The sequence below is a fragment of the Sulfurimonas lithotrophica genome, from assembly GCF_009258225.1.
Taxonomy (GTDB): Bacteria; Campylobacterota; Campylobacteria; order Campylobacterales; family Sulfurimonadaceae; genus Sulfurimonas; species Sulfurimonas lithotrophica.
This window is the reverse complement of the sequence record NZ_CP043617.1, coordinates 499,410-524,964: the sequence shown is the minus strand read 5'-3', so window position 1 is coordinate 524,964 and position 25,555 is coordinate 499,410. Positions and strand designations below refer to the sequence as shown.

The window sequence follows — 25,555 nt, the reverse complement described above, 5'->3', positions numbered from 1 at the left end:
TATTATCCTAAAAGGTCTTTTTCTAATGCTATCAAGTCTTCATAAGTCTCACGTTTACGAATAAGCCTAACTTCACCGCCTTTTACGGCAACTTCGGCACTTCTGTTTCTAGTGTTGTAATTACTCCCCATACCAAAACCGTACGCACCTGCAGAGTGAACGACAAGAAGATCGTTATGTTCTAGCATCGGTAACTCACAGTCTTTTGCAAAAAAGTCCGAACTCTCACATACGGGTCCTACAACATCAGCTTTGCTTACTTCACCGTCATTATCCGTAATCGCTTCAATTCTATGATAAGCATTATACAAACTCGGACGAGCCAAGTCATTCATAGCTCCGTCAACCACTACAAATCGTTTCTCGCCGTTTTGTTTCTCATAAAGTACTTTTGTTAAAAAATACCCTGCATTTCCGGTTAAAAATCTTCCCGGTTCACAAATAACAGTAATATCTAAACCTTTTAGAGTACCTAAAATTGCCTGTGCATAATCATACGGTTCTATTGTGCTCTCATCATCATACTGGATGCCAAGACCTCCGCCGATATCAAAAAATTTGAGCTCAATATCTATAGCATGCAGGCTTCTTACCATATCTGCAACAATTTCACTTGCTTCATAAATCGGTTTTAGGTCTGTCAGTTGACTTCCGATGTGAAAGTGTATACCAACCGGATCAAGAAACTCAGAGTTTTTTGCTTTAATGTACATACGTTTTGCTACATCTATCTCTACTCCGAATTTGTTATCATGCAATCCTGTAGAGATATAAGGGTGGGTTTTTGGATCAATGTTTGGATTTACTCTAACTGAGATTCTAGATACTTTTCCCAACTCTTTTGCTATAAGTTCAACACGTCCAAGTTCAGCTTCACTCTCTACATTTATGTAAAGGATGTCTGATTCAATCGCTTCACGAATCTCATCGTCATTTTTACCCACACCGCTAAACAAAACTTTATATGGTGCTACACCTGCAGCCAAAGCACGACGAACTTCACCTATAGATACACAGTCGGCTCCGCTTCCCAAATCTGCAAAATGTTTAACGACACTTAGGTTTGAATTTGATTTTACAGCATATGCCATTATACTTTTACGACCGCGAAAAGCTTCTTTTAGTTTTTCATACTGCTTAGTCATGTGGTCTAAATCATACACGTATAGTGGTGTTTTATACTCATTTGCTATTGTCTTAAAATCCATTAATATTATCCCAAATATATTTTTGAGATATTTTATCCAAAAAGTGCTTATTGTTTTGTTATGAAAGTAAAACTACACTTTAATATTTTTAGAGGTCAAGTTATTTATACTTTCTTACTTTGCGTATTTACGCCACTGTTTAACAGATATTATAAAGAGGATAAATACAGGCAAAACTATACCGATTTCTGAGGGAATAGTCTTGTTTTTTGCAAATTCTGAGAGTGTGAACATAATCCCCCATATCATAAGCGTAGCTATTATAGCTCCAAAACTAAATAACGATACATTTAAAAATCTTGCACTAATGGGTACAAAAAAGAAAATTATTATAACTAAAAACGGAGCAAAAAACGGATGAATTATTATTTTGTACAAAGAACCTTTTATAGTATCTATATTCACATTTTCATCTTTTAAAATGAGTAATGCCTCTATAGCATCACCGATAGTAAAATTAACCTTTCCCTCATATACTTGATCTAAAATTTTTGGTTTAAAACCTTCTAATATTTTCAAATCTTCAGTCGTACTAACTTTTATACCCGGAGAATTAAAACTCAAATCATCGGGTTTAACTATGATATCTGCTTTTTTAATGTGCCAAAAACCATCTTCATAAACAGCATTTTTTGCTACAACTACCTCTTTTAAGCTTCCCTTAGTCGCAGTAAACACCCTGATGCCCTCTGCTCGCGATTGAAGAGGAATCATTTTTGAAAAATATACAAATTTTTCTTTATATGAGAAAAACAAATCTCGTGTCGGGCTTAAGTATTCGGAATTGTCTTCAATATTTTTTGCATGTTCATTTGCACGTGAAAAAGAAGAACTAATATGCAACAATATATATATAATTGTGATAATAACCGAGACAACGACAAAAGGTTTTAAAATTTGAACTCTTGAATAACCAAGTGAATAGAATGATACAAGAGCATTGGAACGTATAAGGAGTATCTTTGTAGATATCATTGCAAATATAAGCGATATAGGTAAAAGCATATCTATTGCAAAAAAGCTTTTATATACTAAAAAAATCAAAAGTAAATTTGCCGATTCCAGAGTGTTTACAGACTTTGATGTATATTCAAAAGCAACTGAGAAAAGTACCAATGCAAAAAGAATAATAAAAAAATATTTTAAAAAGTGGTATGAAATATACTTAAAAGCTAACATCAGTATCCTAGTTTATTTGAAGTTATTTTAGCTGAAATTTTTTAATTGTATGTTTAGAACTTACATCTTCAAGCGAATTTCCTAACAAATATTCTATAGCTTCGCAAGCTTGGGAAATCCATTTATCTAAATGTTCTTGTTCCTCAGAATTAAAATCACTTAACACATAAGAGGCTACCTCCCCTTTATGTTCCGGTTTACCGATACCCATACGTACCCTTATATACTCTTTCGTTATATGCGAATCTGTTGATTTTAGTCCATTATGCCCGCCGTGTCCACCTGCTTTTTTAAATCTGAGTGTTCCAAAAGGCAGATCTAAATCATCATGTATTACAACTACGTCTTCAACTTTATAAAATTTTTTTACTTTAGCAACGGAGATGCCTGAGAGGTTCATAAATGTAAGGGGTTTTAATAAAAAATGATTTGAAAATTTAAAAAGCTCTCCATCAAAGTTAGATGAGCTTTGTTTTGTAGCATTTTGACGCTTAATTAGAGCATCTATTACCATAAATCCAATATTATGGCGGGTTTGTTCATAGTTAGCCCCGGGATTTCCAAGACCGACTATGAGCATGATTATTACTTAGCTTTAATCATACTTAGAACTGATACACGACCATCATCAGTGAATTTAACATTTTCAATATCTGCTAAATCACGAATCATAACCGCATCACCAACATCTAAGTTATTAACATTGATATCGATTGTATTTGGTAAAGCTTCGATAGCTGCTTTTACACGTAAACGTGGTTTAGCAACATTTAAAAGACCTTTGTTTTTAAGACCAACCGGAGTACCTACAGGGTTTACTGGAACCATATAGTGTGTAACTACACCCGGTTGTGCTACCATTAAATCAACATGTAACAATTCAGCTGTTAAAGGGTGAGACTCATATGCTTGAACAACAACATTTAATTCTTTTCCGTCAACTTTTACCGGGAATGCAATAGAATCTTTGTTGCGAACAGTACGGATATATTCATTTGATTTAAACGCAGCGTTAACATTGTCTAAACCTTTTCCGTAGATGTTGGCAATTAGATAACCATCACGGCGAAGAGCTTTTACAGCTTTCTTCCCAGTACTCTCTCTAATAATACCTTCTAACATATTAAATCCTTAATAAAAAATGTCTGGAATTTTATCAAAATAAAACTTTAATATGCGTTAAATTATTTTTTATTTTAAATCAAAAATATCATCATCTTGTGTCAAGTCTTCTTTTTTGTACTTATCGGCCTGATTAGTATCGACTTTTCCACTACTTAATCCACTCATTTTAAGTTCTAAGTCAGATGCACTTGTAGCATAATCTTTTGCTTTTTCTTTAGATATAACACCCTCGTTATATAAATCAAGTATAGACTGGTCAAAAGTCTGAGAATGGTACAAATCACGTCCTGCTTCAATCACGTCCGGTATCTCGTTATCACGGTTTTCTAAAATTAGTTTTTCAATGGTAGGCGTACGAACCATTATCTCCATAGCTGCACGACGTCCTGTAGGTTTACCGTCTTTATCTTCAGTCGGGATAAGCCTTTGAGAGATAACTCCTTGAATAACATTTGATAAAGATAATCTAACACGTTGTTGTTCATCAACGGGAAAGTAAGATATTATACGATTAACCGTCTCTTTGGCATCAGTTGTATGTAGAGTTGAGAAAACTAAATGTCCAGTATCTGCAGCATGAAGTGCTAACTCTACAGTTTCACGATCCCTCATCTCACCTACTAATATAATATCAGGATCCTCACGAAGTGCCGCTTTTAACGCCGATTTAAAAGAGAGTGTATCTTTTCCTACAGAGCGTTGATTTACAATGCAGAGTCTGTCTTTATGGGTAAACTCAATCGGATCTTCTATCGTAATAATATGTTTATATTTTGTTCTGTTGATCAAGTCAATTATAGATGCAAGAGTAGTTGACTTACCGGAACCCGTAACACCCGTTACAAGAACAAGACCTCTTTCTTTATTTGCAAAGGAACTCACTATAGAAGGCATTCCTAAATCTTTTAGAGGAGGGATTTCTGTCGGAATTATCCTAAAAACAGCAGAAACTCCGTCTTTTTGGAAAAAAAAGTTTACACGAAAGCTATATTTTTCATTAAATTTATGAACGGTGTCATATTCTTTTTGCTTGGTGAATTTCATATAATCACCTTTAAGTATCTCTTTTGCCAAAGTTCTTGAATCATCCGTTGACATAATCCAACCTGGAAACTGGTGTATCTTACCGTCTTTTCTGGCACGCACCACAGACTTTGCTTTTACGTGTAAATCACTTCCGCCAAATGCAATCATCTTTTTTAGATAATCATTTATCTTATCTCTTAATTTAAAATCATATTGACTAAAATCTATCTCTTCGCTCATAAGTTCTCCAATATATCTTTAAATGCAACTTTAAATGCATCTAAACCGTCTGATATCTGTTTAGCATATACCTCATCCATATTAATACCTACCTCTTTTACCCTAGAAAAATGTTCTTTTATAACATTATCTGAAATAGGGAGTGCATTATCTTTAAGTCCCATTTGAACATACGCTTCAATAGTTTCTATAGGGGCCGTATTTACACTGTTGTAAGCCAATAGATTCTCAATATAATAATGTGGAGGAAGAGAATCGTCTTTTACACCCGTACTTGCAAAAAGTGTACGACATTTTTGAATTCCAAGTTTTTCAACTTCATTATATATATCCGCACTGTTATAAATTCCGCTTAACGCTACATCTACGCCTTTTTGTGCCAGTGTTGCATCTATAGCTCTGTCAACACGACTAACAAATACGCTAATCACGGTATCAACAGCACCTTCTCCTCTTTTAGCTCCTGCTTCAAAAGCTTTGGCACAAGACACGGCTTGTTCCTTTGTAAAAATCAGCGTAGCATTTACGGGGATACCACAAGATACTAACTCTTCCATTGCTATATATCCGGCATCTGTAGCAGGAACTTTTATCATAACGTTTGGACGTGCAATTTCTGCAAAAAGTCTTTTACCTTCAACTATAGTTCCCTCAGCATCATCACAAAGATAAGGGTCAACCTCTATACTTACATATCCGTCATCATCGTTATCATATAAAGGTCTTAATATATCTGCAGCTTTTTTTATATCAAATATCGCTACAGCCTCATATTTTTGTTTTGGACTAAGTTCGCTTAATGTAGCTACTTGTTCTTTATAAGCAGGTGAGTTTAAAATAGCGTTTTTAAATATTGCTGGATTTGATGTGGCACCGTTTATTGTTTTTGATTCTATCAGTTCTCTAAAGCCTTTATCTAAAAAATCCCTCTCTATAAAATCAGCCCAAAGGGAAAATTTTAAGTCTTCTATATACATATAAACAGTCCTATTTTTTTATTAAATTATAACCCATTTTTTTTAAATCAAAATAATAAGATACATATTTTAACAAAAATATATGTATTAGACTTAATATAATAATTATCTCATTTTCAACATAAATATAATAATTGTAAATATCAAAATATAAAAAAAACTCAAAGATTTCATTGCTAAAAAAGTTTGCAGATATATAAATAATTGTTACATAAATAAAAACCTGATGGATTTTTACTTTAAAACTACAAAAATATACAAAGAAAAAAAGTAGTATAAAATAAAATACGTAAGATGTTGAAGCAAATATCTCTATAAGTATAAAGTTACAAACGGCAATAAAAAAACTTATAAACATGATCTAAAAATTTACGTCTTTTTTTATCTTTACTAAGAAGGTAGCTCCGACATCTGAGCTACTTACACTTATTTCACCGTCAAACTGCTTTTGAGCAATAATTTGAGACATATATAGTCCTAAACCGGTACCGTTCTTACCTTTTGTGGAAAAGTACGGTTCAAAAACTTTGTCTATATGTTCTTGGGCTATTCCCTCTCCGGTATCTTTTACATAGATATAAATCATATCATCTACATTTTTAGCACTTATAGTTATTTTTGAGTTTTGAGTATCTTTATTTATAAGTGCATCTATTGCATTATTTATAAGGTTTAATATAATTTGGATTAGTTCATTTTCATATGTAACCGATTCAATATCAGTCTCTTTATTTATAAGCATCTCTATATTATTCCTATTGGCTCTTGGTTTTGCAAAGTTTACGGCTTTTTTTAAAACTTCGTGAATTTCAACTTTTGATTTTATTTTATTTGGATGGAAGTATGTTTGAAAATCATTAATAGTTTCAGATAGATATACCAAGGTACTGCTAATCTCATTGAGTGTGCTGTCAAGTTTTTGAGAGCTTATTTCATTTCCTAACATTTTGCCAAACTGCAGATTTGAGATTAAAAGTGTTACGGTTGAGAGAGGTTGTCTCCACTGATGGGCTATCATACTCATCATTTCTCCCATGACGGCTTGCTTAGACTGGGTTGAGAGCATCTTGTCTTTTTTTAAAAGTTCGTTATACCTTTTCTCAAGTACAACTCGTTGCTGCATAATCACTTCTCTTGCATCCATCATTTTTCTCTGATAAAAATAAGTAATCAGACTAACTAACACAAGAACAAAAATTATATATATCGTTTGGTATGAGCTAATTGATATTTTAAAAAAAGGTTGAAAATTTGCAAAAATAAGTAAAAAAACTACAAAAGAAAGCCAATATTTTGACTTTTGAGGTGTTTGTAAATTCAAAATAATTAAAGGGTATGTAAAAAGCCATACGTGTTTCATATCTTCTATAGGGCTAAAAAGTACTAAAAAAACGAAAAAAATACTATATTCAAAAGACAAAATCTCCATTACAGGATTAAAAAATCTTTTTGATTTTCTAATCAGGTATATCATTATAAATCCGCTTAAAATCAAAATAAATTCTATTAATATATAGCCGTCTATACCCCTTATGATATTTCCTAAAATACCAAACAAAAGTCCCAAAATAGAAAGAAGTAAAATGATATTGACAACCTGATACCTGGCTTTGAGTTCTAATTCTGAATCATCAAAACTCATACCGCTTGTATAAAAGTCATTCCATACATTTATCATTAGTTACATATCCTTAAGGTAGATATATTTTATCCAATAGCTCTTTATACTCACTTTTTGAGTCGCTATCGAGTGTTATCCCCCCACCACTTTTATAAACATATCCGTTTTTATTTTTTTCAATAAAGCGTATCATTACACCGCTGTCAAGTGATTCTCCGTCGTAGATTCCAAACACTCCACTGAAAAAACCGCGTTCATAATCTTCAATTGTTTTTATTATATCTAAAGTAGATTTTTTTGGTGTACCGCTTATACTGCCTGCGGGTAAAAGTTTTTTTAAAATATTACCGATATTCTCATGCCATTCATTCTCAAGCTCACCATTTATATGTGAACTAACTTGGAGCAGTTTTTTATCGCCTGCGTCTATAGTTGTGATATAACGAAATTTTTTAACTTTGACATTTTTACTTACCATGCTTAAATCGTTTCTTAAAAGATCAACCACCATAATATGCTCAGCCATCTCTTTTTCATTTGCCAAAATGACGCTTTGTGCCTGAGGTACACTTGCATCAATTGTACCTTTCATTGGAAAAGTACTGATAGTATTATCTTTTATCTGAACAAATTTTTCAGGTGAAAAGCATACAAACTCATCTTTATATCTAAGTTTATAGTGAGCATTTGAGAGTTTAAAAATCTCTTTTAAAGTTAAATCCGTATCTATTTTCGTTTGGGCTGTTAAGTTTAAAAGATATGTATCACCGTTTTTGATCTTTTCTTGCACATAGTCAAATTTTTCTTTGTACTTATCAAAACTTATAAGAGTTTTTTTTAATTCGCTTCTGTGCCTTTGATACTCATAGTTTTCATTTATGCTGTATTCTACATCATGTTTTGAGAGTTCATCAAGCGGTATAACTATCAGCTCTTTTGCTTCAAAATCACTTATAAATAAAAAAGGTATTCTATCTTTTCCTAGAGAGTTTAACTTATCCCACATCATTTATCAATTTTTTAAGAACTGCCATACGCATCAAAACACCGTTACTTACCTGTTCTAGTACCTTGCATCTGTCATCTTCAAGCATAGCATCGCTTATATCGATATTTCTATGAACAGGACCCGGATGCAGAAGTATAATGTCTCTCTCACCTACTAACTCTTCAGTTATACAAAAATCACTCGCATAGTCTTTTAAAGATGCATAACTTTGTGAAGAGTGACGCTCAGTCTGGGTACGCAGACTCATGATAGCATCTACTTCATCTATAACTTCGTTTATATAGTGAGTTGTACGAAGTGATGTTTTTGGTAAAAAGTGCGGAGGTGCTACAAGTATAACTTCCATGCCAAAACGACCTAAAAGTTCTATGTTTGAGTTGGCTACGCGTGAGTTTTTTATATCTCCCACTATTGCTATTTTTTTACCTTCTAAGTCTTTAAAATGATTTTTTAAAGTATATAAATCAAGCAATGCCTGAGTCGGGTGTGCATGAGCACCGTCACCCGCATTTATTATAGAAGCTTTTGTATGGTTTGAGAGTATTTTTGGAACACCTGAATTTTGATGACGAACTATAATAGCATCGGGACCCATTGAATCTAGGTTCATTGCCGTATCGACAAGTGTTTCACCTTTTTTAGTTGAGCTTTTAGCAACATCCAAGTGTACGATTTCAGCACCTAAACGTTTTGCCGCTATCTCAAAAGAGCTTTTTGTACGGGTAGAATTTTCAAAAAACAGAGTGATAATAATTTTATCTTTTAAAATTCTATGAAATTTCCCGTCCGAAAACTTTTTTGCATCTGCTAAAAGTTCTTCTATCTCTTCTTTTGTAAAATCATCAGTTCTAGTCAAATGTTTCAATTTATACCTTGTCTATTTCTCATCAATTTTTATTTTGCAAATTATACAATACATCACAAATTTTGTCTATCTGTTCAGAAACCTTTAAAACTTCAAAACCTATTTTATTAAAGTAAGGTTCACTCACATCTTTAAAACTGCTATCGCTTTCTCTACAGTTAAACGCCACCGTATGTTTAATATCTAAATCATCCAGTACTTTTTTTGAGAGCAAGGTATCATTGATGCATCCAAGTGAACAGTGTGTTACTAGCAAAGCAGAAGCTTTATAATACTTTATTAAATCAACTACCATATTGTTTTCATCAATAGGTACAAGCAATCCACCGGCACCTTCAAAGATAAGTACGTCACATCTATCTTCCAAAAGCTTCACCTTTGCATCTACGGTTTTAAAATCAAATTTTTGTGCATTAGATGCAACAAAGGGAGCAGCAGGAAGTTTATAAGAGATTGGCACGATATCCTCAACTTTAATATCTTCAAACTCAATGTTTAACTCTTGTACTTTTTTTAAAAGCTCATCTCCATCCAAATAGACACCGCCTACTACACCTGTCTCAACGGGTTTTATAACACCAACCCTAAGTCCACGAGATGCAAACTCTCTCAAAAGTAGCTTAGTAGTATAAGTCTTACCGATATCTGTATTTGTAGCAGTAATAAAAATTCTTTTATTCATAGTTATCTCTAATTTGTTATAATCTTGCATTATTTAAAGGTTATTAAAAAATGAACAATTTTGAAGAATATTGTACCCAATTTGTACAAACTATAGGGAATAAAGAGGGCCCTGTAAGTCCTGTTATCACTTCATCTGCATCTTTTGCTTATGGAGATGCAGATACTGCTGAAGGTATTTTTAGCGGGAGTGTAAAAAAACCTCTGTATTCGCGTATGGGCAACCCTACTACTGCAAAACTTGAAAATGTAATGGCAGAGATGGACGGTGGAATCGGTGCCGTAGCAACAAGCAGTGGAATGAGTGCTGTAACTCTTGCAACAATGAGTCTTTTGTCTATGGGGGATGAGATTATATCTATAGGAGGATTATTTGGCGGGACTTATTCACTATTTTCTGAAACACTAACACGATTTGGAATTAAAACACATTTTTTTGATGTTGATGAGCTAGAAGCAATTGAAAATACGATAAACGAAAATACAAAAATAATCTTTTGCGAGAGTGTAGGAAATCCGAACATGAGACTTCCCGATATTAAAAAAATCGCAAATATCGCAAACAAATACGGAGTTGTTTTAATAGTGGATAATACGATAACACCCCTTAGCCTAAAGCCTCTTGAACTCGGTGCAGATATAGTTGTATATTCAACTACTAAAATTATCTCCGGAAATACATCGGCTCTTGGCGGATGTACAGTCTTTCGTGCCATAAATGAAAATGATGATAAGTTTAAAACACAAAAATACAAAGATGTTCATAAGTTTATAAATAAGATGGGTAAAATGGCTCTAATAGCAAATGCAAAAAAAAGAGCACTTAGAGATTTTGGAATGAGTGCATCAGCTCATGCAAGTTATCAAACAATGCTTGGGCTTGAAACATTGACACTTAGAATGGATAGAATTGTTAAAAGTGTTGAAATAGTTGCAAAAGAGTTATCTAAAGCAGGTATAAAAGTAAACCATCCATCTCTAGCATCTAGTGAACAAAATTCTAAATATAAAAAGCTTTTTTCAAAAGGTTGCGGTACACTATTAACTATAGATATGGGTACAAAAGAAGATGCGTTTAGATTTTTAAATAACTCAAAGATTGCTACACTGACGGCAAATATAGGTGATAATCGTACACTTGCGCTTCATATGGCTTCAACTATTTACAGTGATTTTAATGAAGAACAAAAAAAATTCCTAGGAATAACTGAAGGTTTAATACGTATATCTATAGGATTAGAAAATCCACAAGATATTATAGATGATTTTATAAAGGCGGCCGCGTAATGGGTACACATACTGAGCATGAACTATCAAATGAGATTGAAATTAAGTTTCCAAAGAGATATAAAGTTCTTATTTTAAACGATGATTATACATCTATGGAGTTCGTGATAGATATTTTAATGAATGTTTTTCACAAAACTTATGAACAAGCTGAAGCTATTATGCTTGATGTACATAAAAAAGACAAAGGTATTTGTGGCATCTATACTTATGAAATAGCTGAAACAAAAGTATTAACTGTTCATAAACGTGCTAAAGAGCGTAATTTTCCGCTAAAATGTATTATAGAGGAGGAATAGAATGATAAGTTCAAATCTAAATACAGTTATACAAAACTCGATTATATTTGCAAAAGAATTAAGACATGAGTATTTGACCATAGAACACTTGTTCTATGAGATTTTAGCTTCGGATGAGGGTATGTATATCATTCTCGCCTGCGGTGGAGATGTAGAGAAGATGCGTTCACTTTTAAAAATATATATCACTACAAATATTGACCCTCTTCCACAAAATATTAATATAGAACCGTATGAGAGTGCAGCTCTCTCACGCGTAGTTGATTCGATGGTTAGACACATTCAAAGTGCAGGTCAAAACTCTGCAGATATAGGTGATATGATAGCAGCGCTTTTTGAAGAGAAAAATACTTTTACACATACACTGCTCGAAGAATATAATATATCAAAACTGGATATTTTAGAAATAATCTCCCATACTAATGTAAAAGAAGATATAAAAGAAGCCGAAGAAGGTTTTCTAAGCAAATACTCAATCGATTTGTTACAAAAAGCCAAGGAAGGTAAAATTGATCCCGTAATTGGACGTAAAAACGAGATTGAGAGAGTTACACAGATACTTTGCAGAAGGAAAAAAAACAACCCGATACTTGTAGGCGAGGCAGGTGTTGGTAAAACTGCAATAGCTGAAGGTCTGGCTTTAAATATAGTTGCCGGCAAAGTTCCTGATATTATAAAAGAAGCTGACCTGTTTGCACTTGATCTAAGTGCAATGCTTGCAGGTACAAAATACAGAGGTGATTTTGAAAAACGCCTAAAAGGTGTTATGGATGAGTTAAAATCGAATCCAAATGCCATTCTTTTTATAGATGAGATTCATACACTTATCGGTGCGGGTGCTACAAGCGGTACTATGGATGCTGCAAACCAATTAAAACCTGCTCTTGCATCTGGAGAGCTTAGATGTATGGGTGCTACTACTTTTGCCGAGTATAGAAACGGATTTGAGAAGGACAAAGCTCTAAGCAGACGTTTTAGTAAGGTTGATATTAATGAACCTTCTATTGAAACAAGTATAGAAATACTTAAAGGTCTAAAAGAAAAATACGAAAAACATCATAATGTAAAATATACGACAAAAGCTTTAGAGAGTGCCGTTGAATTGTCTAAAAGATATATCACAGACAGATTCTTACCTGATGTTGCCATAGATTTAATAGATGAAACTGCAGCATCATTTCATCTTCTCAAAAAAGCAAAAACCAAGGTCGGTGTTAGCGATATAGAAGCTACAATATCTAAAATTATCGGAATAAGCGGTTCTAAAATTGATAAAGATGAAACAAAAGTTTTAGCATCACTTGAAGATGATTTGAAAAAACAGGTTATTGGACAAGACAATGCAGTTTTTGAAGTCTCAAAAGCTATAAAAATATCAAAAGCAGGTCTTACACCTGCCGATAAACCGATAGCTTCATTTTTATTCTCAGGTCCGACAGGTGTGGGTAAAACTGAACTTGCAATATCTCTTAGTAAAACTCTTGGTATTAACTTTGAGCGTTTTGATATGAGTGAATATATGGAAAAACACGCACTTTCGCGTCTAGTCGGTGCACCTCCTGGATATGTTGGATTTGAGCAGGGTGGACTGTTGACAGAGACTATAAAAAAACATCCATATACTGTTTTACTTTTAGATGAGATAGAAAAAGCACATCCAGATTTAATAAATATTTTACTGCAAATTATGGATAATGCTACCTTGACGGACAACAACGGTTATAAAGCAGATTTTCAAAATGTAATACTTATTATGACTTCAAATATCGGGGCAAATGCAAGAAGCGTTATGGGATTTAATAAAGATTCATCTATATCTGCAAATGAAGAATTAAAATCATTCTTTACACCTGAATTTAGAAACCGCTTGGATGCTATTGTAGAATTTTCTCAACTTGGACTTGACACAGTTAAAGGTATTGTTGAAAAATTTATTAATGAGCTAAATAATGAACTGGCATCTAAGAAAATAACAATAAAAGCATCTGATGCGGCAAAAGAGTTTATTGCAGAAGAAGCATATTCTCCTGAAATGGGTGCTCGTCCGTTAAAAAGATATATTCAAGATAATATTACAAATAAACTTAGCGATGAGATTCTGTTTGGCAAATTAAAAAATGGTGGAGTTGTAGAAGTAGGCTTAAAGGGTAAATTAACAATAAAATGCAAATCCCTCAACTAAATAAATACTCACTTATCTTTCCTCATCCAGAAGATGCCAATGAAGACGGCATCTTGGCTTGGGGAGGGGATTTAAATCCCTCCAGACTTATACGAGCATATCAAAACGGTATCTTTCCATGGTATAACAAAGGTGAACCAATTTTATGGTGGTCACCAGATCCTAGACTAATAATGGAGTTAGATGATTTTAAACTATCTCGCTCACTTAAAAAAAGTATGAAAAAATTTGAATATAAGTTTGATACAAATTTTTCACAAGTAATTCGCAGATGCGGAACTATAAATAGAAAAGAGCAGTTAGGAACTTGGATACAAGAAGATATTATTGAAGCCTTTGAAGAGTTACACGGTATGGGTTTAGCACACTCTATTGAGAGTTATATAGATAATAAATTAGTGGGTGGCTTATACGGCATAGTTGTTGGTAAAGTTTTTTGTGGAGAATCTATGTTTGCAGATGTAAGTGATGCTTCAAAAGCTGCATATGCGATTCTAGTCAAACATTTAAAAATATGGGGATATGATTTTATAGATTGTCAAGTACCGACTGAACATCTTAAAAGTCTAGGTGCTAAAGAAGTAGCAAGGACATATTTTTTAGATAGACTCTATAAAGTAAATATAGATAAATTAGAACATAGTTGGGAAATTATTAAATAAGAAACTGATCAACTAGGCGGCGACCTACATTTCCAATCCTGAAAGGACAAGTATTATCAGCGATGAGAGGCTTAGCTTCTGGGTTCGGAATGGGGCCAGGCGTTTCCCTCTCTCTATTGCCACCTAGACAATCAAGTATAAATACATCGTAGTATGTACTTATATTTGATTGTATAAGTTGTTTGTATAGAATTGTTAAAGTCAACAGCAACTTAATACACTAAACAAGGTAGTGAAGCTTAAAAAAAAGACGATCGTACTATTAGTACTGGTCAGCTAAACACGTTACCGTGCGTACACACCCAGCCTATCAAGCTTGTAGTCTTCAAGCGTACTTCAGGGAACGTTCATCTTGGAGTTGGCTTCCCGCTTAGATGCTTTCAGCGGTTATCACATCCGTACGTAGCTACCCAGCTATGCCCTTGGCAGGACAACTGGTGCACCAGTGGTACGTTCAACCCGGTCCTCTCGTACTAGGGTCAAATCTCCTCAACGTTCCTACGCCCACGGAAGATAGGGACCGAACTGTCTCACGACGTTCTGAACCCAGCTCGCGTACCGCTTTAAATGGCGAACAGCCATACCCTTGGGACCTGCTCCAGCCCCAGGATGCGATGAGCCGACATCGAGGTGCCAAACCTCCCCGTCGATGTGAGCTCTTGGGGGAGATCAGCCTGTTATCCCCGGCGTACCTTTTATCCTTTGAGCGATGGCCCTTCCACACAGAACCACCGGATCACTATGACCGACTTTCGTCTCTGCTCGAGTTGTCTCTCTCACAGTCAGGCTAGTTTATGCCATTATACTCTACGAAGGATTTCCAACCCTTCTGAACTAACCTTTGTAAGCCTCCGTTACTTTTTAGGAGGCGACCGCCCCAGTCAAACTACCCACCAGACATTGTCCTCCTGCAGGATAGACTGCAGCGAGTTAGCTATCAGAATATTCAGGGGTGGTATCTCAAGGATGCCTCATATACAACTGGCGTCATATAATCAAAGGCTCCCACCTATCCTGCACATGAATATCCCAATAGCAGTGTCAAGCTATAGTAAAGGTGCACGGGGTCTTTCCGTCTTTCCGCGGGTAGGAGGAATTTTCACCTCCACTACAATTTCACTGGATTTATTGTTGAGACAGCTCCCATCTCGTTACGCCATTCATGCAGGTCGGTATTTAACCGACAAGGAATTTCGCTACCTTAGGACCGTTATAGTTACGGCCGCCGTTTACTTGTGCTTCAATTCATGCCTTCGCAAAGCTAAGCAATCCTTTTAACATTCAAGCACCGGGCAGGCGTCACACCCTATACATCCTCTTACGAGTTAGCAGAGTGCTGTGTTTTTGGTAAACAGTCGGGAGGGACTCTTTGCTGCCACCCGTAGTTGCTTTGAAGAGCAAGTCTTCTAACAATTAGGGTACACCTTATACCGAAGATACGGTGCTATTTTGCAGAGTTCCTTAACAATAATTCATCCACGCGCCTTAGAATACTCATCTCACCCACCTGTGTCGGTTTACGGTACGGGCAACATTACATCTCGTTTAGAGGCTTTTCTCGGCACGACAGTATCAACGATTCAAAACGCTCTCCGAAGAGATTGTTCTGCCTGTCAGGTCTCGGATACACGTTAAGCGGATTTGCCTACTTAACATCCTACACCCTTCGAGCCACATTTCCATCAGTGACCTCGTTTAACTCTATGCGTCCCCCCATCACTCAAATGATGTAATGTCGGTATCGGAATATTAACCGATTTGCCATCGTCTACCCCTTTCGGACTCGACTTAGGTCCCGACTAACCCTACGATGACGAGCATCGCGTAGGAAACCTTGGGTTTTCGGCGAAGAAGATTCTCACTTCTTTTCTCGCTACTCATGCCTGCATGCTCACTTCCATCCGCTCCAGTACTCCTTACCGGTATACCTTCGATGCTGAATGGAACGCTCTCCTACCACTTACACTAATGTGTAAATCTAAAGCTTCGGTGTTTATCTTAGCCCCGTTATATTTTCGGCGCAGAATCGCTAGACCAGTGAGCTGTTACGCTTTCTTTAAAGGATGGCTGCTTCTAAGCCAACCTCCTGGTTGTCACAGCAACTCCACATCCTTTTCCACTTAGATAAAACTTTGGGACCTTAGCTGTTAGTCTGGGTTGTTCCCCTCTCGACATAGGATTTTATCACCCTACGCCTGACTGCCATGGATTCCCCTGTAGTATTCGGAGTTTGATAAGGTTTGGTACCGCGGTAAGCAGCCCTAGCCTGTTCAGTGCTCTACCCCTACAGGGTTCTAACATGACGCTATACCTAAATATATTTCGGAGAGAACCAGCTATCACTGAGTTTGATTGGCCTTTCACCCCCATCCACAAGTCATCCCAAGACTTTTCAACGCCTACGGGTTCGGTCCTCCACTGGCTCTTACACCAGCTTCAACCTGCTCATGGATAGATCACTCAGTTTCGGGTCTGCAGCATCTGACTAATTCGCCCTATTAAGACTCGCTTTCGCTACGGCTTCGCGTTCGCTTAACCTTGCCAGATACCACAACTCGCAGGCTCATTATGCAAAAGGCAGTCTGTCACACTTATATATAATAGTGCTCCAAATGATTGTAAGCCATAGGTTTCAGGTTCTATTTCACTCTGCTCACCGCAGTCCTTTTCACCTTTCCCTCACGGTACTTGTTCGCTATCGGTCTAGTAGTAGTATTTAGGGTTGGAGGGTGGTCCCCCCATATTCAGACAAAATATCACGTGTTCCGTCCTACTCGTTCGTTAGCCTAGTACCACATAAATGCTTTCGGTTACGGGAATATCACCCTCTATGTTGGAACTTTCCAGATCCTTCACCTAACAAATATGCTATTACTAACTGCCCTACTCCAGTTTCGCTCGCCGCTACTCCCAGAATCTCAATTGATTTCTCTTCCTTCAGGTACTGAGATGTTTCACTTCCCTGAGTTCGCCCCATCCGAAGATGGTAACACGATTCGCACCGTGCTGGGTTGTCCCATTCAGAAATCCCCGGATCAAAGCTTCTTGGCAGCTCCCCGAGGCTTATCGCAGCCTAGTACGTCTTTCATCGCCTCTACTAGCCAAGGCATCCACCTATGGCCCTTAATATCTTTATTCTAATTCGCTTCACTACCTTGTTTAATGTACTTTAATACCTCAAACAAGTCAGTAATCTTATTATTGTAGTTATTTAGTTGTTATAATTAAATTGACCTATTGTTATATCTAATAATTTATCTATAACTAGTTTCTTTAACTATAGTTGTTGACTTTAACAATTGTATTTTAAATGAACAAGACTTTAAACATAAAAGTCTAATCTAAATCTTAATATTTAAGACTTGGATTAAACTTTTTAATCTTTAGTATTTTTGTGGAAGTTGTGCTTGAGAAGATTGCGAAGCATACTTTAAGTATGTGAGCAAGCTTATCAAGTGCAAATTTCCAAAAATGGTGGGCCTACCAGGACTTGAACCTGGGACCTCACCCTTATCAGGGGTGCACTCTAACCAGCTGAGCTATAGGCCCTCTTTCTTATGTGCTTTTTTCTTTTTTCTTCGTTGGAACCTTTCTCTCATTCGTCATATAGTCTAACTATACTCCTCATTCGTTCAAGAACCCACCTCGATTAAAGCAAAAATCCCTATAAGATAAACATCTATATCTTTCAATGATCACAGATCACTGAAAACTAAGTAAGCAACATCCTAACAACTAATTAGTTCGTGAGAACTTTTCTGAGCCAACTAAACGAATAGTTGCTCTTACTCTAGAAAGGAGGTGATCCAACCGCAGGTTCTCCTACGGTTACCTTGTTACGACTTCACCCCAGTCGCTAATTCCACCGTAAGCGGTAGCCAGTTTGGCATTCCGATTTCGGGTGAAATCAACTCCCATGGTGTGACGGGCGGTGAGTACAAGACCCGGGAACGTATTCACCGTAGCATTGCTGATCTACGATTACTAGTGATTCCAGCTTCATGCTCTCGAGTTGCAGAGAACAATCCGAACTGAGAGACGCTTTAAGAGATTAGCTCCACCTCGCGGTATCGCAACTCTCTGTACGCCCCATTGTAGCACGTGTGTAGCCCTGGCCGTAAGGGCCATGATGACTTGACGTCGTCCTCACCTTCCTCCTCCTTACGAAGGCAGTCTCCTTAGAGTGCCCAGCCGAACTGCTGGCAACTAAGGACGAGGGTTGCGCTCGTTGCGGGACTTAACCCAACATCTCACGACACGAGCTGACGACAGCCGTGCAGCACCTGTTTTCTAGTTCCCCGAAGGGCACTACCGTATCTCTACAGTATTCTATCAATGTCAAGGCCAGGTAAGGTTCTTCGCGTATCGTCGAATTAAACCACATGCTCCACCACTTGTGCGGGTCCCCGTCTATTCCTTTGAGTTTTAATCTTGCGACCGTACTCCCCAGGCGGAACACTTAATCTGTTAAGTGCATCACCGAGATGACAAGCATCCCGACGACTAGTGTTCATCGTTTAGGGCGTGGACTACCGGGGTATCTAATCCCGTTTGCTCCCCACGCTTTCACGCCTTAGCGTCAGTTATGTTCCAGCAGATCGCCTTCGCTTTAGGTATTCCTAGTGATATCTACGGATTTTACCCCTACACCACTAATTCCATCTGCCCCTCCCATACTCTAGGTTGCCAGTTTCCAATGCAGTTCTATGGTTAAGCCATAGGATTTCACATCAGACTTGACAACCCGCCTACGCGTCCTTTACGCCCAGTGATTCCGAGTAACGCTTGCACCCTCCGTATTACCGCGGCTGCTGGCACGGAGTTAGCCGGTGCTTATTCATATGCTACCGTCATTTTCTTGACATATAAAAGGAGTTTACACACCGAAATGCGTCATCCTCCACGCGGCGTTGCTGCATCAGAGTTTCCTCCATTGTGCAATATTCCTCACTGCTGCCTCCCGTAGGAGTCTGGTCCGTGTCTCAGTACCAGTGTGGCGGATCATCCTCTCAAACCCGCTACCCGTCATTGCCTTGGTGAGCTCTTACCTCACCAACTAGCTGATAGGATATAGTCTGATCCCAAAGCGAAAAAACATTTTCCTCGCAATCTTTTGATTTAGAGGCTTATCCAGTATTAATCACCGTTTCCAGTGGCTATCCTAGTCTTTGGGGCACATTAACTATATATTACTCACCCGTGCGCCACTCGTCAGCAAGGAGCAAGCTCCTCCTGTTACCGTTCGACTTGCATGTGTTAAGCACGCCGCCAGCGTTCACTCTGAGCCAGGATCAAACTCTCCATAATTGAATGCTTGATTCCATAGCCCAAGATCAAAATCTTTGGCTTTGTTTTATGTATATACTATATATAATATATACACGTAAAGTATCTATTGCTATAAATACCGGGTATTTATAGAATAGACGGTTGTTGTTATTGTGTTTTATAAAGTAAACTTTTTAAAACCGTTAACTAATTTCTTTATTAGTTGTTAGTTAGTTCACTTACTTAGTTTTCAATGATCTCAAACGTCTTCAGCTTTTACCTAAACTCTAGGTTGCTTCCGTTTGTGGATGGGAATTATAGGAGGAATTTACTTAAAGACCGCTTAGGATTTTAACAAATGTTGAAAGAATCAAATTTTGTATACATTTTATTATTTATAAATTAGTTTATTATGTTTTACAAAAATTATTTTAATAAATATAATTGTTGCAGTTATGCGTTTTTTAGTAGAAAAAAGTTACTGGTAATTTAAGGTTGAAGATATTTAAGAAAGAATTTTAAGGTATAAGTATGTATAAAACCAAGAAGCTTATTTGCTTCTTAGTTCTTTAATACGAGCTGCTTTACCAGCAAGGTTACGAAGATAGTTAAGTTTCGCACGACGAACACGACCACGACGAACAACTTTAATCTCGTTAATTGAATCAGAGTAAATTGGGAAGATTCTCTCAATTCCTACACCGTTAGCTCCAATTTTACGAACTGTAATAGTTTGACCAGTTCCTTGACCACGTTTTGCAATACATACACCTTCATATGCCTGAACACGAGTTTTGTCACCTTCTTTAATAGTTACTGCTAAATTTACAGTATCACCCGCACGAAAATCTGGAATATTTTTTTCAACAGTTTGTGCTTTTTCAAAGTTTTCAATATACTTATTTCTCATAAGATGTCCTTATTATATGCTTTTTAAGCTGCTCCGGCCTGAAAAATTTACTCTTACATTCAGACAAGGCGATTTTTAGTGAGCGAATTTTACTATGATTTCCCTTTAGATATTCTTTAGGCACATAATTATTTTTAAAATTCGCCGGTTTAGAGAATGATGGTGCCTCTAAAAGAGATGTTTCAAAACTTTCTATATCTAGTGATTCACTATTACCTAGAACTCCATCTATATTTCTGGCAATAGCATCGGACATTACCATTGACGGCAATTCACCACCTGTTAAAATATAATCACCAATAGAATATACTTCATCAGCATAGCTTTCTATTACGCGTTCATCAATACCTTCATACCTTCCGCTAACAAACGCTATATGACTTTTTTTTGATAATCTTTTTGCATCATTTTGTTTAAATTGCTTTGCTACAGGAGTTAAAAAAACAATATGTACATTTTTATCTTTATTTTTCAAATCTTCCAAACAGTCATATAAAGGCTGCGGATTCATAACCATTCCAGCTCCGCCACCCACAGCTGTATCATCTACTTTATTGTGTTTATTTGTAGAATAATCTCTTGGGTTTAAATAGTTTATATTTATAATATTACTATCAATAGCTCTTTTCAATATAGAATCACTAAAATAACCTTCAATAATATTTTGGAAGAGTGTTACAAATGTAAATTTCATTTATGAAGCTTCTAAAATATCTTTTGCACCATTTAGTTTAATGATTTTTTCATTTACATCTATAGAGATTAAAAATGGTTTTCTATGTGGAACTAAAAAGCTTTTTGCTTTTTTTTGCTCTAGAAGTTTCTCATCTGTTTTAATTAATAAGTAATTTACATCTAATATGCGTTCCAACTCTTTAACTTCACCTAAAAGCTCATCTTCCTCATACACTTTGCAACCTATTATGTCAAACCAAAAATTTTCGCCTTCTTCAAGACGGCAATCTTTTCTTGTTTGTTCATAAGTAGTATAAAGATTTTTATTTGTCAGTTTTTTTGCAAGTTCAGGTGTAGAATAGCCTTCGAACTTAACTAAACCTCTTTCAAAGTTTATACTATCAATAGTTAGTTTATCTTTTTCATTTATATAAAAAGACGCACCTTTTCTGAATTGTTCTGGAAAATCAGATTTTATGTGGAGTTTCATATCGCCTTTTAAACCGACTGTCTTGCCGATTGTAGCGATATAAAGTAGATCAGACTGTTTCAAGCTATTTACACAGCCTCAACATTGATGCGATAACTCATACCATCCTTGGCTTTACAACCTGAGATAACAGTTTTTATAGCACCAATCATTTTACCCTCTTTACCAATAAGCTTACCTATATCAGCTTGATTGGCAAAAAGTACAATTTCAGTAACTTCATTGCCTTCAGTTAACTCAACTCTAACATCTTCTGGATGAGTTGCTATAAGTTTAGCAAACTGTGCAACAAATTCACTAATCATCTTAACGACCAGTTATCTTTTTAACGCGGTCACTCATTTTAGCACCAACGCTTAACCAGTAGTCTAGTCTTTCATTGTCAACTACAAGAGTTTTTTCATCATTCATTGGATTATAGTGTCCGATTAACTCAATCCAACCACCATCTCTACGTTTACGGCTATCTGTTACCGCTATACGATAAAAAGGTTGTTTTTTTCTTCCCATACGAGTAAGTCTAATTACTGTCATTTTTAGTTTCCTAATTATAAAATAGTATTGGGGGTATTTCTGCAGAATAAAATATATGTAGTTTTATTGTGCCTCTTACCGCCATTTGGCGTTTATCGCTTAAAGCGACTACAGCTCTTAATCACAGAGGGATTATTTCAAGAGCCAAAACGATAGTCGAATTGTATCAAAAAAAAATTTAAATATCAAGTTTTGTATTGGTCTTTAATATTTTTTGTTTTACTTTAAGAACAATATAAAAAAACAATGGAATAAATAAAACACCGATAACCATTGCTGTTATCATTCCACCGACAACTGTAGTACCTATTATATGACGGCTGGCACTACCTGCTCCACTACTTATAGCCAAAGGTAAAGTACCTACAATAAAAGCTAACGATGTCATAACTATAGGTCTAAATCTTAATTTAGCAGCTTCAATTGTTGCATCCAACAAATTCATACCGTTTTTTAATTTATCCATAGCAAATTCAACTATCAATATAGCATTTTTTGCCGATAGCCCGACTAAGGTTATTAACCCTACTTGAAAATATATATCAGCTTCAAGTCCACGTAAAAAGACAGCGAGAGCTGCACCGAATATTGCAAAAGGAATGGATATAATTACAGCTAAAGGAATACTCCAACTCTCATAAAGTGCCGCAAGAATTAAAAATACGAATATAGCTGCATATAAAGATGTATAATTTCCTTCACTTTCAAGCTTTTTTTCTTGAAATGTAGTTCCCGACCATGCTATAGTATAGCCTTCAGGTAAAACACTTTCAGCTATTTCTTCTATAGCCTTTGTCGCATCACTAGAAGCATAGCCAATATTTGGGTTCCCTGTCACTTTTGCAGCATTAAACATATTAAAACGCTCAATTACACTTGCATCTACAACTCTATCTAAACTTGTTAGTTCACTTAGTGGAACTAGATTGTTATCTTTAGTTTTAACATAAACAGATTTAAATTCTTCTTTTGTGGCTCTGTATTGTGAATCCGATTGAATATTTACATGAAATGTTCTTCCATATAAATTAAAATCATTTATATATCCTTGTCCAAATGTACTTTGAATTGTATTAAATATAGAATCAATTGATATATTCATAGCTTTTGCCTTATCATTATCTACACTTAGTTTATATTGCGGTGTATTAGTATTTAATGTAGTTCTTACACCACTAAGTCTTGAATCTTGACTTGCTTTAGCAACTATTTCACTCGTATATTTATTAAGAGTATGTAAACTTCCGCCTGTTCTGTCTTGTATCCACATTTCAAATCCACCGGTAGTACTCATACCCATTATTGGAGGTGGGTTAACAGGGACTACAAATGCTTCTTTACTAGTCATCATAAATTGACCCATAAATTGACCTGCAAGTGCTTGTGATTTCTGTTCAGGTAGTTTCCTTTCAGACCAAGGTTTAAGCTTTGTAAACATAATTCCAGCATCTGTTTTATAGGCAAATGTAGCTATATCGATACCAGTTATTGCACCTGTTCCTATAACATTTGGATTTGCTAAAAGTTGTTTTTCTATTTCTGCAGTTATTTTTTTAGATTCTCCTAATGACGTTGCTGGCATCATATATGTTAAAACCATCAGCATACCCTTATCTTCCGTAGGGACTAATCCTGTTGGATTAATTTTCATAATGGAGTAAGTTGCATAAATCAAAATAGCAAATAAAGCCAAAGAAAAAAACCACAATCGTATAGTTTGTTTTGTTATACCGATAAAAATTCTTGTAGACCAATCAAAGAACTGATTAAATTTTCTAATTGGCCAAATAGGTTCAGGTTCATGTTGTTTTAAGAATATAGCACATAATGCAGGGGTTAATGTTAATGCCACAATTCCTGAAATAACAACAGCCATCACTATCGTAATTGCAAATTGTTTGTACATAACTCCACTAAAACCACCCGTAAGTGCTGCAGGAATAAATACGGCAGACAAGACTAATATAATAGCTATCAAAGGTGTTGTTAATTCTTTCATTGCCTCAATAGTTGCATCTTTAACTTTTAAGTCTTTAGTTCTTAGATTTCTTTCAACATTTTCTATAACAATAATAGCATCGTCAACAACAAGACCGATTGCTAAAATCATCCCAAACAATGTCAATAAGTTTATTGAAAAGCCTGCCGCATATAATCCGGCAAAAGTACCTATTACCGAAACAGGAATAGCCATAACCGGAATAAAAGTCGCTCTAACATTTCCTAAAAACAAATATATAAGTATTATTACAAACAAAATAGCTTCACCAAGGGTTTTAATAACCTCTTTTATAGACTCTTTTACAAAAAGTGTAGCATCATAAGGTATTTTATACTTAATGTCTTCCGGAAAATTTTTTGAAAGCTCTTCTAGTGTTTTATCCAAAGCAGCAGATACTTCAAGAGCATTCGCTCCAGGAGATAAAAAAATACCAACAGGTATCATTGGATCACCGCTATAACGTCCTACAGTATTAATAGAATCGGCTCCAAGTTTAACTTGCGCTAAATCCTTAACTCTAAGAGTTGAACCATCTTCATTTGAACGAACTATAATATTTTCAAAAGCTTCAACTGTTTTTAACCTACCTTCCGTAGTTATAGAGTAAGTAAATGGAGTAACTGTTTTTATAGGTTCTCTTCCTATACTCCCTGTTGCATATTGGTTATTTTGAGTTCTTATAACTGATGTTACATCATCTGCTGTCAAACTATAAAAAGCCAACTTTTGAGGATCTATCCAAATTCTTATTGCATAATCCTTTGCACCAAATACCATCGCTTCACCGACACCTTTTATCCTTTTTATATCATCTATTACGTTTACGGTTAAATAGTTGGATATATATGTAGTGTCATGGACTTCATTTTTTGATGTAAATGCAATTACTTTTAACATATCAGGTGAGCGTTCTTTTACGCTTATACCTTGTCTTTGAACTTCTGTAGGAAGTTTAGATAAAGCAAGCTGAACTCTATTGTTAACATCAACTTTAGCTTGTTCTACAGCTGTTCCGACTTCAAACATAACACTCATTGAAAGAATGCCGCTTGGAGATGCCGTAGAAGTAATATATGTCATATTTTCTACACCGTTTATTGCATTTTCCAAAGTTGTTGCAACAGTCGAAGACAATGTTTTTGCATCCGCTCCGGGATATGTAGCTTGTACATTAATTTGCGGAGGTGTAACTGCAGGATATTCTTTTACAGGAAGTATGTTTATAGATATAATTCCTGCTAAAATTATTAAAATAGATACGACGGTGGCAAATATGGGCCTATTTATAAAAAACTTTGAAAACATATATTTTCCC

General features: G+C 35.8%; 20 protein-coding genes, 1 tRNA gene and 3 rRNA genes. 4 read left to right on the top strand and 20 right to left on the bottom strand.

Annotation, left to right across the window (positions count from 1 at the left end; translation table 11 throughout):
* Nucleotides 1-2: 2 nt before the first annotated feature.
* The 10 genes from lysA to bioD form a co-directional block, all read right to left on the bottom strand.
* Nucleotides 3-1,208 (bottom strand): diaminopimelate decarboxylase, encoded by a 1,206-nt coding sequence (lysA, locus tag FJR48_RS02735; protein ID WP_152306635.1) that lies wholly within the window; start codon nucleotides 1,206-1,208, stop codon nucleotides 3-5.
* A 114-nt stretch (nucleotides 1,209-1,322) separates the two neighbouring features.
* Nucleotides 1,323-2,387 (bottom strand): LptF/LptG family permease, encoded by a 1,065-nt coding sequence (locus FJR48_RS02730; RefSeq protein ID WP_152306634.1) that lies wholly within the window; start codon nucleotides 2,385-2,387, stop codon nucleotides 1,323-1,325.
* A 22-nt stretch (nucleotides 2,388-2,409) separates the two neighbouring features.
* On the bottom strand, nucleotides 2,410-2,970 hold the full coding sequence (gene pth, locus FJR48_RS02725; RefSeq protein WP_188108640.1) for an aminoacyl-tRNA hydrolase: 561 nt from the start codon (nucleotides 2,968-2,970) through the stop codon (nucleotides 2,410-2,412).
* A 2-nt stretch (nucleotides 2,971-2,972) separates the two neighbouring features.
* Nucleotides 2,973-3,509 carry a 50S ribosomal protein L25/general stress protein Ctc gene (locus tag FJR48_RS02720; RefSeq protein WP_152306632.1) on the bottom strand — a complete coding sequence of 179 codons (537 nt, stop codon included), beginning with the start codon at nucleotides 3,507-3,509 and terminating at the stop codon, nucleotides 2,973-2,975.
* Between the two features lie 69 nt (nucleotides 3,510-3,578).
* Nucleotides 3,579-4,778, bottom strand: coding sequence for a type IV pilus twitching motility protein PilT (locus FJR48_RS02715; RefSeq protein WP_152306631.1), 1,200 nt, complete (start codon nucleotides 4,776-4,778; stop codon nucleotides 3,579-3,581).
* Entirely contained in the window at nucleotides 4,775-5,755 is a 981-nt protein-coding gene (locus tag FJR48_RS02710) for a transaldolase (RefSeq protein ID WP_152306630.1), read from the bottom strand. Before FJR48_RS02710 ends, FJR48_RS02715 begins: the two co-directional genes overlap by 4 nt.
* A gap of 361 nt (nucleotides 5,756-6,116) precedes the next feature.
* On the bottom strand, nucleotides 6,117-7,433 hold the full coding sequence (locus FJR48_RS02705; protein ID WP_152306629.1) for a sensor histidine kinase: 1,317 nt from the start codon (nucleotides 7,431-7,433) through the stop codon (nucleotides 6,117-6,119).
* A gap of 13 nt (nucleotides 7,434-7,446) precedes the next feature.
* On the bottom strand, nucleotides 7,447-8,385 hold the full coding sequence (locus FJR48_RS02700) for an aminodeoxychorismate synthase component I (protein ID WP_152306628.1): 939 nt from the start codon (nucleotides 8,383-8,385) through the stop codon (nucleotides 7,447-7,449).
* On the bottom strand, nucleotides 8,372-9,250 hold the full coding sequence (locus FJR48_RS02695; protein WP_152306627.1) for an aspartate carbamoyltransferase catalytic subunit: 879 nt from the start codon (nucleotides 9,248-9,250) through the stop codon (nucleotides 8,372-8,374). The genes FJR48_RS02700 and FJR48_RS02695 overlap by 14 nt, the downstream gene beginning before the upstream one ends.
* 22 nt (nucleotides 9,251-9,272) lie before the next feature.
* Nucleotides 9,273-9,932 (bottom strand): dethiobiotin synthase, encoded by a 660-nt coding sequence (gene bioD / locus FJR48_RS02690; protein ID WP_152306626.1) that lies wholly within the window; start codon nucleotides 9,930-9,932, stop codon nucleotides 9,273-9,275.
* 50 nt (nucleotides 9,933-9,982) lie between these two features.
* On the opposite strand from bioD, the gene FJR48_RS02685 reads away from it, so the two are divergent.
* The 4 genes from FJR48_RS02685 to aat are packed head-to-tail and all read left to right on the top strand — an operon-like array spanning nucleotide 9,983 to nucleotide 14,361.
* Nucleotides 9,983-11,218, top strand: a complete 1,236-nt coding sequence (locus tag FJR48_RS02685) for an aminotransferase class I/II-fold pyridoxal phosphate-dependent enzyme (RefSeq protein WP_152306625.1) — start codon at nucleotides 9,983-9,985, stop codon at nucleotides 11,216-11,218.
* Complete coding sequence (locus tag FJR48_RS02680) at nucleotides 11,218-11,517, top strand: ATP-dependent Clp protease adaptor ClpS (protein WP_152306624.1); 300 nt, start codon at nucleotides 11,218-11,220, stop codon at nucleotides 11,515-11,517. The genes FJR48_RS02685 and FJR48_RS02680 overlap by 1 nt, the downstream gene beginning before the upstream one ends.
* Nucleotide 11,518: 1 nt before the next feature.
* Complete coding sequence (locus FJR48_RS02675; protein ID WP_152306623.1) at nucleotides 11,519-13,699, top strand: AAA family ATPase; 2,181 nt, start codon at nucleotides 11,519-11,521, stop codon at nucleotides 13,697-13,699.
* Complete coding sequence (gene aat / locus FJR48_RS02670) at nucleotides 13,681-14,361, top strand: leucyl/phenylalanyl-tRNA--protein transferase (RefSeq protein ID WP_152306622.1); 681 nt, start codon at nucleotides 13,681-13,683, stop codon at nucleotides 14,359-14,361. The genes FJR48_RS02675 and aat overlap by 19 nt, the downstream gene beginning before the upstream one ends.
* An 11-nt stretch (nucleotides 14,362-14,372) precedes the next feature.
* On the opposite strand, the gene rrf is transcribed toward aat, so the two are convergent.
* The 10 genes from rrf to FJR48_RS02620 form a co-directional block, all read right to left on the bottom strand.
* A 5S ribosomal RNA gene (gene rrf / locus FJR48_RS02665) occupies nucleotides 14,373-14,488 on the bottom strand.
* A gap of 114 nt (nucleotides 14,489-14,602) precedes the next feature.
* Nucleotides 14,603-17,498 (bottom strand): 23S ribosomal RNA (locus FJR48_RS02660).
* A 335-nt stretch (nucleotides 17,499-17,833) separates the two neighbouring features.
* Nucleotides 17,834-17,910, bottom strand: a tRNA-Ile gene (locus FJR48_RS02655).
* Between the two features lie 245 nt (nucleotides 17,911-18,155).
* Nucleotides 18,156-19,668 (bottom strand): 16S ribosomal RNA (locus tag FJR48_RS02650).
* Together the 16S, 23S and 5S rRNA genes with 1 tRNA gene alongside form the textbook arrangement of a ribosomal RNA operon.
* A gap of 511 nt (nucleotides 19,669-20,179) precedes the next feature.
* Nucleotides 20,180-20,539 carry a 50S ribosomal protein L19 gene (rplS, locus tag FJR48_RS02645; protein ID WP_152306621.1) on the bottom strand — a complete coding sequence of 120 codons (360 nt, stop codon included), beginning with the start codon at nucleotides 20,537-20,539 and terminating at the stop codon, nucleotides 20,180-20,182.
* Nucleotides 20,529-21,233 carry a tRNA (guanosine(37)-N1)-methyltransferase TrmD gene (gene trmD, locus FJR48_RS02640; RefSeq protein WP_152306620.1) on the bottom strand — a complete coding sequence of 235 codons (705 nt, stop codon included), beginning with the start codon at nucleotides 21,231-21,233 and terminating at the stop codon, nucleotides 20,529-20,531. The genes rplS and trmD overlap by 11 nt, the downstream gene beginning before the upstream one ends.
* A complete protein-coding gene (gene rimM / locus FJR48_RS02635) occupies nucleotides 21,234-21,767 on the bottom strand; it encodes a ribosome maturation factor RimM (protein WP_241856091.1) in 534 nt (177 codons plus the stop codon).
* A gap of 5 nt (nucleotides 21,768-21,772) precedes the next feature.
* Nucleotides 21,773-22,009, bottom strand: a complete 237-nt coding sequence (locus FJR48_RS02630; protein ID WP_152306619.1) for a KH domain-containing protein — start codon at nucleotides 22,007-22,009, stop codon at nucleotides 21,773-21,775.
* Between the two features lies 1 nt (nucleotide 22,010).
* A complete protein-coding gene (rpsP, locus tag FJR48_RS02625) occupies nucleotides 22,011-22,238 on the bottom strand; it encodes a 30S ribosomal protein S16 (protein ID WP_152306618.1) in 228 nt (75 codons plus the stop codon).
* A gap of 178 nt (nucleotides 22,239-22,416) precedes the next feature.
* Nucleotides 22,417-25,545: an efflux RND transporter permease subunit gene (locus tag FJR48_RS02620; RefSeq protein ID WP_152306617.1), complete on the bottom strand. Its 3,129-nt coding sequence runs from the start codon at nucleotides 25,543-25,545 to the stop codon at nucleotides 22,417-22,419.
* Nucleotides 25,546-25,555 lie beyond the last annotated feature (10 nt).

Excerpts from the sequence above, each read along its gene's own strand:
- trmD (WP_152306620.1), bottom strand. The coding sequence starts at position 21,233 with ATGAAATTTACATTTGTAACACTCTTCCAAAATATTATTGAAGGTTAT.
- FJR48_RS02620 (WP_152306617.1), bottom strand. The coding sequence starts at position 25,545 with ATGTTTTCAAAGTTTTTTATAAATAGGCCCATATTTGCCACCGTCGTA.
- FJR48_RS02730 (WP_152306634.1), bottom strand. The coding sequence starts at position 2,387 with ATGTTAGCTTTTAAGTATATTTCATACCACTTTTTAAAATATTTTTTT.
- FJR48_RS02685 (WP_152306625.1), top strand. The coding sequence starts at position 9,983 with ATGAACAATTTTGAAGAATATTGTACCCAATTTGTACAAACTATAGGG.
- FJR48_RS02675 (WP_152306623.1), top strand. The coding sequence starts at position 11,519 with ATGATAAGTTCAAATCTAAATACAGTTATACAAAACTCGATTATATTT.
- aat (WP_152306622.1), top strand. The coding sequence starts at position 13,681 with ATGCAAATCCCTCAACTAAATAAATACTCACTTATCTTTCCTCATCCA.
- FJR48_RS02715 (WP_152306631.1), bottom strand. The coding sequence starts at position 4,778 with ATGAGCGAAGAGATAGATTTTAGTCAATATGATTTTAAATTAAGAGAT.
- FJR48_RS02700 (WP_152306628.1), bottom strand. The coding sequence starts at position 8,385 with ATGATGTGGGATAAGTTAAACTCTCTAGGAAAAGATAGAATACCTTTT.
- rpsP (WP_152306618.1), bottom strand. The coding sequence starts at position 22,238 with ATGACAGTAATTAGACTTACTCGTATGGGAAGAAAAAAACAACCTTTT.
- FJR48_RS02720 (WP_152306632.1), bottom strand. The coding sequence starts at position 3,509 with ATGTTAGAAGGTATTATTAGAGAGAGTACTGGGAAGAAAGCTGTAAAA.
- FJR48_RS02705 (WP_152306629.1), bottom strand. The coding sequence starts at position 7,433 with ATGATAAATGTATGGAATGACTTTTATACAAGCGGTATGAGTTTTGAT.
- bioD (WP_152306626.1), bottom strand. The coding sequence starts at position 9,932 with ATGAATAAAAGAATTTTTATTACTGCTACAAATACAGATATCGGTAAG.
- FJR48_RS02680 (WP_152306624.1), top strand. The coding sequence starts at position 11,218 with ATGGGTACACATACTGAGCATGAACTATCAAATGAGATTGAAATTAAG.
- FJR48_RS02710 (WP_152306630.1), bottom strand. The coding sequence starts at position 5,755 with ATGTATATAGAAGACTTAAAATTTTCCCTTTGGGCTGATTTTATAGAG.
- rplS (WP_152306621.1), bottom strand. The coding sequence starts at position 20,539 with ATGAGAAATAAGTATATTGAAAACTTTGAAAAAGCACAAACTGTTGAA.
- lysA (WP_152306635.1), bottom strand. The coding sequence starts at position 1,208 with ATGGATTTTAAGACAATAGCAAATGAGTATAAAACACCACTATACGTG.
- FJR48_RS02630 (WP_152306619.1), bottom strand. The coding sequence starts at position 22,009 with ATGATTAGTGAATTTGTTGCACAGTTTGCTAAACTTATAGCAACTCAT.